The organism is Comamonas sp. (assembly GCF_036666375.1).
In the GTDB taxonomy this organism is placed as follows: domain Bacteria; phylum Pseudomonadota; class Gammaproteobacteria; order Burkholderiales; family Burkholderiaceae_C; genus Comamonas.
This window is the reverse complement of record NZ_JAVWWA010000128.1, coordinates 1-8,792: the sequence shown is the minus strand read 5'-3', so window position 1 is coordinate 8,792 and position 8,792 is coordinate 1. Positions and strand designations below refer to the sequence as shown.

Genomic DNA, 8,792 nt, shown 5'->3' with positions numbered 1-8,792 from the left:
CCCACCACCGAGTCATAGCCGCGCGGCAGGCGCAGTATGCGTTCATGGATATTGGCGACGCGCGCTGCCTGCTCGATCTCCTGGGCGCTGGCCGAGGGCCGGCCCAGCGCGATGTTTTCCGCCACGCTTGCATGGATCAGCCGCACTTCCTGCAGCACAAAGCCCACGCGGCGATACAGTTCGGCGCTTTCCATCTGGCGCAGGTCGGCGCCGCCCAGCGTGATGCGTCCCTGCGTGGGATCGAAGAAGCGCAGCAGCAGCCGCGCCAGCGTCGACTTGCCCGAACCCGAGGCGCCAACCACGGCGGTCACCGTGCCGGGCCGCAGCGTGAAACTGATATCGGACAGCACATTTTCCTGCCCCTCATAGGCGTAGCCGACCTGCTCGAAGCGCACCTCGGCGCCGGCCGGAATCGCGCGCTGCGCGGGCGCTGGCTGCGCCAGTACAGGCGTCTGCAGCAGCGCATGCACGCGCTGCGCCGCGCCGGCGGCGGCGTTGAGGTCATGGGTCAGATAGTGCAGCAGCAGCAGCGGCGCCGACATGCCCGGCGCGACCAGCACAAACGGCAGCAGGTCGGCCGGCGCCATCCAGCCCTGGGCAACGAACAAGGTGCCCGCAACCAGCACCACGCCCAGCACCGCCACGGGCGCGATCATTGCGTTGGCATTGGCCATCGCGCCCACCAGCGGGCGCGTGAAATCGGTGAACACGCGCGCAAAGGAATCGACCGCCTCGCGGTAGGCGCCGTGGGACTTGCCGGCCGCGCCAAAGGCCTTGAGCACCGGCATGCCGCCCGTGAACTCGACCACGGCGTTGTTGATGCGCCCCATGGCCGTCGCAAGCTCGCCCATGTTGGCCGCGCTGCGCTTCACCGCGCGGCCGAAGAACGCGAAGAACGCGGGAAACGGCAGCAGTGCGACGATGGCCAGGCGCCAGTCCATGGCCAGCAGATAGAGCGCGCAGGCCAGCACCGCCCCTGCGGCGCGTCCGGCCGTGGTAAAGAAATGCGCGGTCAGTTCGTGCAGCGTGCCTATGTCGTCCTGCATGGCCTGCTTGACTTCGCCCGACGCCCGGTCGGTGAACCAGCCCAGCGGCAGCTGCGCCAGGCGCTGCACCGCGCTCTGGCGCAAGGCGTGCGTCAGATGGTTGTCGGCCAGATGCGCCACCAGTTCGCCGGCCGAGATCGCCGCCATGCCCGCCAGCACACAGACCACGCTGATGCCGACAATGGACCAGAGCGTATCGGGCAGCGCGCCGGCCGCGCCCAGCGCCAGGGCCGCGATATGCGCCATTGCGGCCAGCGGCACCAGCGTGAGCACGGCGCCCAGTGCCGACAGCGACGCCGCGGCAATCAGCGCGCCGCGGATCGGCCGCAGCACCCGGGAAATCGGCCCGGGTTCCTGGGTCGCGCGGGTACTCATGGCACCGACACAAACATGCAAGGGTCGGCGCAACCCGTTAGCGCGCAGAATGGCCGCCAATAAAGAAACAACGAGGACACGGTACGTAATTGAGAATCAGAATTAGTTGCATAATACTAAACTAATTAAGATGCTGTAGTTCTGCCCCACTGAAATGAACATGGAAACAACATCCCTGCCCCCCGCGCGCGGACGCGGCCGCCCACCCTCCATCACCCATGCGCGCATTGCCGACGCCGGCATCGCGCTGGGGCTGCGCAACATCACGTTTGTCGGCGTGGCTGCGGCGCTGGGCGTGAGCCACATGGCCCTGTACAAGCATGTGGCCAGCCTGGAAGCACTCAAGCAGCTGGTGGCCGATGAAATCATCCGCCGCTGGCGGATTCCCCAGGCCCTGGGCAACGACCCCGAAGGGCTGCACGTCTACCTCACGCTGTTCAGCGCCTCGATACAGGCGTTCGTCAAGGCGCATCCGGGGGTCACGCCCTATATGCTGCGCCGCATGGCGGCCTCCGATGCTGTCATCGAGAAGATCCAATCGCACCAGCGCCACATCGCCCAGGCCTACGGCATTGCGCAGGAGCGCGCGCAATGGCTGCTGGCAACGGTGGCATTTCACTGCTTTGCGGCCGCCGACACGGTGTACTCGGTCGCTGCGCAGGAGCCCGTGGTCGACGCGGACCGGGCCGCGGAAGAAGCCGAGATGGAAGTGGAATTCACGCGCGGCATGCAGGCATTGATCGTCGGTGCGCTGCTGCTTTCAGCAGGCGACGGCGCGGGAGAACAGAGCGCCCATCGGCCCCGATGATGGAGCGCCACTGCCCAGGGTTGCCCCCGATGGCTGCACCGGCAAGACCGTCCTAGCATGCGCCACGGCCGACGCAGCGGCGATTTCAAGCCAGGCGGTCGGCTTATTCCATCCCACTCAACCCAGTCTTGCGAGCTGCCATTTGCCCATCGGCGTTGGCGGCAAGCCGGGCTTTTCCAGAACCCATGAAAACCAGAGTTTTTCTTTTCACGGCCTTGTGCCTGGGCCTCGCGGGCACGGCGACGGCCTCCGCCGCGACGCCCGCCGCCGCCGGTGCCGCGCTCATGCAGCCTGACGGCGTGGCGGATCGATTCATCGGCGCCGGCAACGCGCCTTCCACGCTGATCGTCTACAGCTCGCCGACCTGCCCACCCTGCATACGGTTCGAGGAGCAGGTGCTGCCGCAGCTCAAGTCCAGATACGTCGACAGCGGCCGGCTCAGGATCGCGCTGCGCCCCACGGTGAACAATGCCGTCGATGGTGCCATCCTGTTGATCGCCGACGCCAGCGGCCTGATGCGCAGGGATGCAACGCTGGCGCGCTTTCGCGCAAAACGCGCTGACATCATGGCGGCCAAGGACAGGGAAAAAGTGCTGCGCGAAATCGCGGCGCAATCGGGCGTGGACAGTGCAGCCTGCGACCGTGCGATGAAGAATGCGGATGCGCTGCGGGCGCTGCAGCGCTTGAGCGATCAGGCTTACAACGATTTCGGCGTCAAGGGAACGCCCAGCTTCTTCCTGGACGGCGTGAAGCTCCACTACGACGGCAGCATCAACAGCTTTTCACGCCATCTCGATACGCCGCCGCGCGGCTGACGGACAACACGCCCGAAAAGAAAAAAGCCTCTCAGACCGTGGATCTGAAAGGCTTTTTTACCAATGGTTATTTGGTAGGCGCGATTGGACTCGAACCAACGACCCCCACCATGTCAAGGTGGTGCTCTAACCAGCTGAGCTACGCGCCTGTCGTTGAAGCCGCAAGTATAGCAGCATAAAACAGGGCCCCAAGGAAACTACGCACTTTTTTGCCCGCCAGCTCAAATTGCGGGCGTCAGCACATCGTTCGCGAGCAGCATGCGCAATGTCTGGGCGTTCACCGAGTCGGTGACCACCACCTGGACGCCCAGTGTGGCTGCGGTCTGCAGCATGGCCTGCAGCAGGTGCAGTGCGCCCGGGCTTTGCCAGGACTGTTCGGCGAAGTCGCCACCGAGCTTCACATAGCGCAGCGCCAGGGTATGCAGATGCGGCAGCGCCATGGGCTGCTGGTCCAGGCGGCGCAGGCCCACGCCCACGCCGGCCACGGCCATCGCGCCGCAGAACTCGGTCACCTCCTGCGGATAGGCGACGAGGCCATGCGCATCGAGCTCCAGACACAGGCGCTGCAGGCGCGGCGCGGTCTGCAGCACTTCGCGCAGACGCGCGAGAAAATCGGGCTGGGCCAGCGAAGGCAGGGAGATGCGCACCACCAGTTCGGCATCGCTGCGCTGCTCCAGCCAGGCCAGGCCCAATGCCACGGCGCGCACATCGAAATCGGCCGACAGGCCCAGCCGCACCGCAACCGGCAGGAAGAGCGAACCCATCATGGCCTCGCCGGTCGCGGCGTTCAAGGTCAGCGACGCTTCGCTGCGCATCAGCGTGCGTTCCGCGCCGCTCAGCACCAAGGGCTGCACGGCCAGCGACAGCATTGCCTGCGCTTCGAGCGCCTCGATCAGCATCTGGCGCCACAGCGTTTCGCCGGCCATGTTCGAGACGACTTCGTCGTCGCCATAGGCCACGTATTCGACTTCCGCCTGGCCCGAGCTTTCGGCGCGCATCAACCCATAGTCCAGGCGCGAGAGCACGCCGGTGACCGAGCTCGAGGGCGAATAATCGGTCAGCGCGAAACTCCAGCGGCACCATTGGCCGCCCGCGAGCCGTGCGCGCATCGACAGCAGCACCTGGCGGATCTGCTGCACCAGCGACATCGCCTGCGGCCCGGCCAGGCCGGGCATGAGCACGACGAAGTCGGAACCATTGAGCCGCGCCAGCAGGAGGCCGCCATCGGCCTGCTGCTTGAGCACCTGGCCCACATGCTCGAGCACCGACGCGAGCCAGGCGTCGGCGCTGGCGCGCGACATCTGGGCGTTGAGCGCCAACAGGTCCCATTGGCGAAACAGCATCACATAGCCATTGGCCTCACGGCCCGCGTCGCCGCTGAGCGCGCGGCGCAGTTCGTTGACGAAGTACTTGCGGTTGGGCAATTGCGTTCCCGGATCGCAGTTGACTTCGAGCTCCAGCGATTCAATGCGCGCGATCTGTTCCATGGAAGTCGCCTGCACGCGCTCGCGCGTATCGGCAATGGCGCGCACCACGGGCATCAGCTCGGCCACGATGGAGCGCTCCATGGGCGCGGTCTGGGCGGCGCTGCCCGCATCGATCGCCTGCACCTGCGTGGCGATCTCGCGCTGCAGCATCTTGCGAAACCATTGCAGCAACAGCACGACGAACAGCGCCCAGGCCAGGCCCGCACCTACGACCAGTGTTGCCATGCGCACGCTGCTGCCCCACAGCGCCGCGCGCGCATAGCTGTCGTCGACTTCGAGCGTCAGCTGGCCCACCTGGGTCCAGCCGTCGCTGATCGCGCGCTCGGCCGTGGCGCGGTGCAGCGGCAAGGCCGCGGCAAACCATTGGGGCGCGTGCTGGCGTTGCGCTTTCGCGCCATCGCCTGCGCCACGCCTGCGCTCGAACAGCGTCTGTCCCTGCGGCGACGTGAGGCGAATCAGCCGAAACTGCCCGCTGTCGAACAAGGCCATCATCAGCAATTCGCGCGTGACCGGGTCCTGGTTCGCGGGCTGCGACAGCGACAAGGCCAGCGACGCCGCAGCGTTCTCGCCTTCGGACTGCAGTTGCCCGTCGAGATACTCGCGCGCGGCACCGATGCTGAAGGCCAGCGTGCCGATCAGAATGGCCACGATGGCCACGGTCACGCTGATCAAAAGTTGTTTCAACAAAGACATCTTGCGGCCCTCTCTGTGCCTGGCCATGCATTGGCCTGTACCTGCACCATTTGATTCATGGCAAAAATCCTTCCTGGCGCATGCGAGCCAGCAGATCGCTCCAGCGCGTGATGCGCTCCACCGGTGACGGCTGCGCTGCGCCCACATACACGCCCTGCGCATTGAAGCTGAAGACAGGCGTCAGATCGCGGCGCTGACTGGATGGCAGGATGGGGTCCAGCATGCTGTCGAGCACCAGGGGTTCGGCCGTCGGTGTCGCGTAGTGGCCCAGAACCATGTGCGCAATGCTCTGCGTGCTGCCCACTCCGCCCATGCGCGCGCGCACATAGATCAGGCGCAGGTTCTCCTCGGCCACGCCCAGGCGCAGCAGCGAGAAATACTTGCCGATCACATAGTCCTCGCAATCGCCGGCCCCGCGGCCCAGCGTTTCCACGGGCGTCGCCCAGTAGTCGGGCTGCGACCAGAGCACGCTGTCTTCGGTCTGCACCACGGCGCGGTTCCAGAACTGGTTGACCGCGGGCAGTTGCTGCTGCAGCGGCTTGCCGGTCTGCTGCTGCAGCATGTCAAACCACTGCCGCAGCGCCTGCGCTCCCTTGGCACCATAGCGCGACTGCATGCCGGTTTGCAACCGGCCCGCGTCGAAATCAAACGCGATCGCATCCCGGCCGCCGCGCAGCAGTCCGAGGCCACAGGCCGCGGCGCCATAGCCAAGCCAGGCCCTGCGCGATAGACGCAAAGGGCGCGGTGGCGAAGGGCAAGGCAAAAGGCTCAATGGAAAGGCATGATCAGAAGCCTGCACCCGCCGTTGTGTGGCCCGGGCGCCTGCGGGAATGCTCAAACAGCGGCGTGGATAGCGCACTACTGTAACCAATCGCATCGACACTTGGGCGCAAGGCCCTCGCCTGCGCGGCGCCATGGGGCCGTCGGTCCCATGGCGCTTGTCATCAGCTGCCGCTGTGGTCGATCTTCAGCTTGCCCTGCTCGATCAGCTCCTTGATCATGGTGTTCTGATCATGGCTGGTACCGGTGAGGTTCACGCCCTCGATCAGAATCTGCTGGTTGAAGCCGTTGCCTGCCGCATCCAGCGTGCCGGCCGTCGAGACATTGATCACCGTATCGATGGTCTTGCCATCGGCTTCGGTGCGGGTCTCGAGATGCAGGTACTTGCTCAGATCGTTCGCGGCCTCTTCGCCTTGCAGCAGATCGGCCAGATCCAGCTTGTCGTTGCCCGCGGCGCCGAAGTTCTTGACCACATCCGTGACCGGGCTGGCAACCGTGCCGGCATCACCCTGGTGCCAGACAAACAGGTCGTCGTCGGCCGTACCCAGCAGCGTGTCGCTGGACGAGGTGCTGTGCACTTCATGCTCGCTGGTCTCGGTGCTGGTCAGCGCCATGCGTGCCGACATCGTGCTCGGAGCGCCCGGACCGGTCGCATTGATGGTGATATCCAGGCTGGCCTGGTCGGTATCGCCATCGGCCTGGGTCAGCTTGTACTCGAAGTGATCGACCTTGCCCGCACCCGCGGCGCTGGCCGTCGGTGTGTAGATATAGGAACCATCGCTCTTGAGCACCAGCGTGCCGTAGCTGCCGTTCACGGTGGTGCCGCCGGCAGTTGCACTGACCCAGCTTGAACCGTTGAACACCGACAGCGCCGAGGTTTCGCCCAGCGTGCCAAGGGTGTCATTGGCCGTGACCGAGCCGTTGATGGCCGAGCTGGTCCACTGGATCGACGTTGCGCCGGGAACGATGGCTGCGAAGTCGTCGAAAGTCACTGCCGCATTGGAGTTGCTCGCGTTCGTGTAGCCCTCGTTCACGGTCAGCACGATGCGGTACATCGCATTCGCATCGAGCGCCGCCGTAGTGATGGTGCTGGCGGCAGTGATGGACCCGCCCTGCCCACCGACATTCGACCAGGTCGTTCCGCCGTTGGTACTCTTGACCAGCTGCCAGGTTGCAAAATCCTGCGCACCGCCGGTCAGGCCGGTGACACTGGCCACCTTGAACTGCAGCGTGGTGCCCGCAGTCGAGACGGTGTAGGTGGGCGTGACCAGTTGGGCATCGCCGGAGCCAGAACCGTTGTTGTCCTTGAGCACCAGCGCGGTGGAGCTGATCTGCGCATCCAGAGTCGAACCGACAAGGGAAGTCGACAGCCATTTGTTCAGGTCCGTCCTCAGGACTGCATTGGCATTCAGCTCGGACGTGTTCTTGTCGACCGTGGTGCTGGTTGTATACCTCCACGCATTGGTCTCATTGCTGGAGAAATTCGCCAACGTCTGCGTGGACTGTGCAGTCACGCTCTCCGACGTCAACGTCGCCGTCGCCGTATCGTCATTCGCCACCGGCACGCCGTGGTAGGTGTAGGAACCCTCGGCCGTGCTGCTGCCATCGGAGGCCGTGGCCACCACCTTCACTTCACCCACGCTGACGTTCTCGGGAACCGTCATCTTCAGTCCCGTGATCGTGATCGCCTTGGTGGCTGCATCGACGCTCACCGCGTAGCTGCCATCGCTGGTCAATGGCAGCGACCAGTGCGTGGCATCGATCTGTGTGCCCACAGACAGCGTCACACCCACCGGCACTTCGACGACCACCTTGGAGATGGTCTCCGAATGGTCTACATCGCGCGGATCGGCGGTGATGGTCAGCGGATAGGTGGTGGCTGTGGTGTAGGTGACCTTGTGGATCAGATAGTCGTCGCCGTTGCGCGGCGCGTCGAACACGATCTTGCCTATCGTCGTGCCCACTGGCGCAGTCAGCGAGAACTGCTCGTCGACGGTGTCGGTCACGCCTTGCACCGTGGTGGCCGTCTGGATCACATTGCCGGCTTCGTCATACATCACATAGCGCGCCTGCTCGCCGCTGGCCAGCCAGGCGAACTGCACGGTGATCTTGGTGACCGGCACGTTGAAGGCGATGGTCAGCGATTCGGACTTGCTGCCGTTGCCCGCAAGCTCTTCCGAAGCAGCCGCCGTGTTGGTGGTGATCGCCCCCGAAACGCCGAAACCATCGTGGTTCGTCCCGGTGACGATGCTGACGGAGGCATTGCCGCCATCGGCATTTTTCGCCGTCACGGTATGGCCCGCATTGGCCGTGCCCACGGTGCTGGCGGTAATCGATGTCGTCACTGGTGCCGAGCCGCTGCCCACCTGGACATTGACCACAGGCGTGTCAGCCACCGGAGTCACCGTGACGGTGCCCGTCGCCGGGCTGGTCGAGACTTGGCCCAGATTGTCCTTGGCGTTGTAGTCGAAAGTGGTCGTTCCGCTCCAGTCCGCCGCGGGCTTGAAGTAGATCTTCGCCGTACCGTCGCCGGCCGCGGTCAACACATCCGTCAGCTTCAGCACATCCGTGCCGGCAGCATCCTTGTAGAACGTGCCGTTGGCCGCCAGGCTGGCAAGCTGGAAGCTCGCCACCGTGCCATCGGCGTCCGTGCCGCGCAGCACGACAGTCACGATGTTGTCTTCGGGCGCTGTGCCTGAAACGGCTTGCACCACCGGAGCTTCGTTGGTTCCATTGATGGTGATCTTGATGGTCGTGCTGGCCGAGCCGTCCTTGCTGGTGACGGTAT

Annotated in this window: 6 protein-coding genes and 1 tRNA gene; 2 read left to right on the top strand and 5 right to left on the bottom strand. The window is 65.0% G+C overall.

Features of this window, described 5'->3' with window-relative positions; translation table 11 throughout:
* The coding region (locus RR928_RS21920; protein ID WP_332684252.1) for an ABC transporter ATP-binding protein at positions 1 to 1,421 on the bottom strand (1,421 nt) is incomplete at its 3' end.
* A 160-nt stretch (positions 1,422 to 1,581) separates the two neighbouring features.
* Here RR928_RS21920 and RR928_RS21915 point away from each other — a divergent pair.
* Both RR928_RS21915 and RR928_RS21910 read left to right on the top strand, forming a co-directional pair.
* Positions 1,582 to 2,229 (top strand): TetR/AcrR family transcriptional regulator, encoded by a 648-nt coding sequence (locus tag RR928_RS21915; RefSeq protein ID WP_332684250.1) that lies wholly within the window; start codon positions 1,582 to 1,584, stop codon positions 2,227 to 2,229.
* A gap of 185 nt (positions 2,230 to 2,414) precedes the next feature.
* Complete coding sequence (locus tag RR928_RS21910) at positions 2,415 to 3,044, top strand: thioredoxin domain-containing protein (RefSeq protein WP_332549554.1); 630 nt, start codon at positions 2,415 to 2,417, stop codon at positions 3,042 to 3,044.
* Between the two features lie 72 nt (positions 3,045 to 3,116).
* Here the strand turns inward: RR928_RS21910 and RR928_RS21905 are convergent.
* The 4 genes from RR928_RS21905 to RR928_RS21890 all read right to left on the bottom strand — a co-directional run.
* Positions 3,117 to 3,193: transfer RNA gene (locus RR928_RS21905), tRNA-Val, on the bottom strand.
* Between the two features lie 72 nt (positions 3,194 to 3,265).
* Positions 3,266 to 5,224: a bifunctional diguanylate cyclase/phosphodiesterase gene (locus RR928_RS21900; protein WP_332684248.1), complete on the bottom strand. Its 1,959-nt coding sequence runs from the start codon at positions 5,222 to 5,224 to the stop codon at positions 3,266 to 3,268.
* A gap of 55 nt (positions 5,225 to 5,279) precedes the next feature.
* Positions 5,280 to 5,960 carry a transglutaminase-like cysteine peptidase gene (locus RR928_RS21895; RefSeq protein ID WP_332539622.1) on the bottom strand — a complete coding sequence of 227 codons (681 nt, stop codon included), beginning with the start codon at positions 5,958 to 5,960 and terminating at the stop codon, positions 5,280 to 5,282.
* A 208-nt stretch (positions 5,961 to 6,168) separates the two neighbouring features.
* A partial coding sequence (locus tag RR928_RS21890; RefSeq protein WP_332684246.1) for a beta strand repeat-containing protein occupies positions 6,169 to 8,792 on the bottom strand: 2,624 nt, incomplete at its 5' end.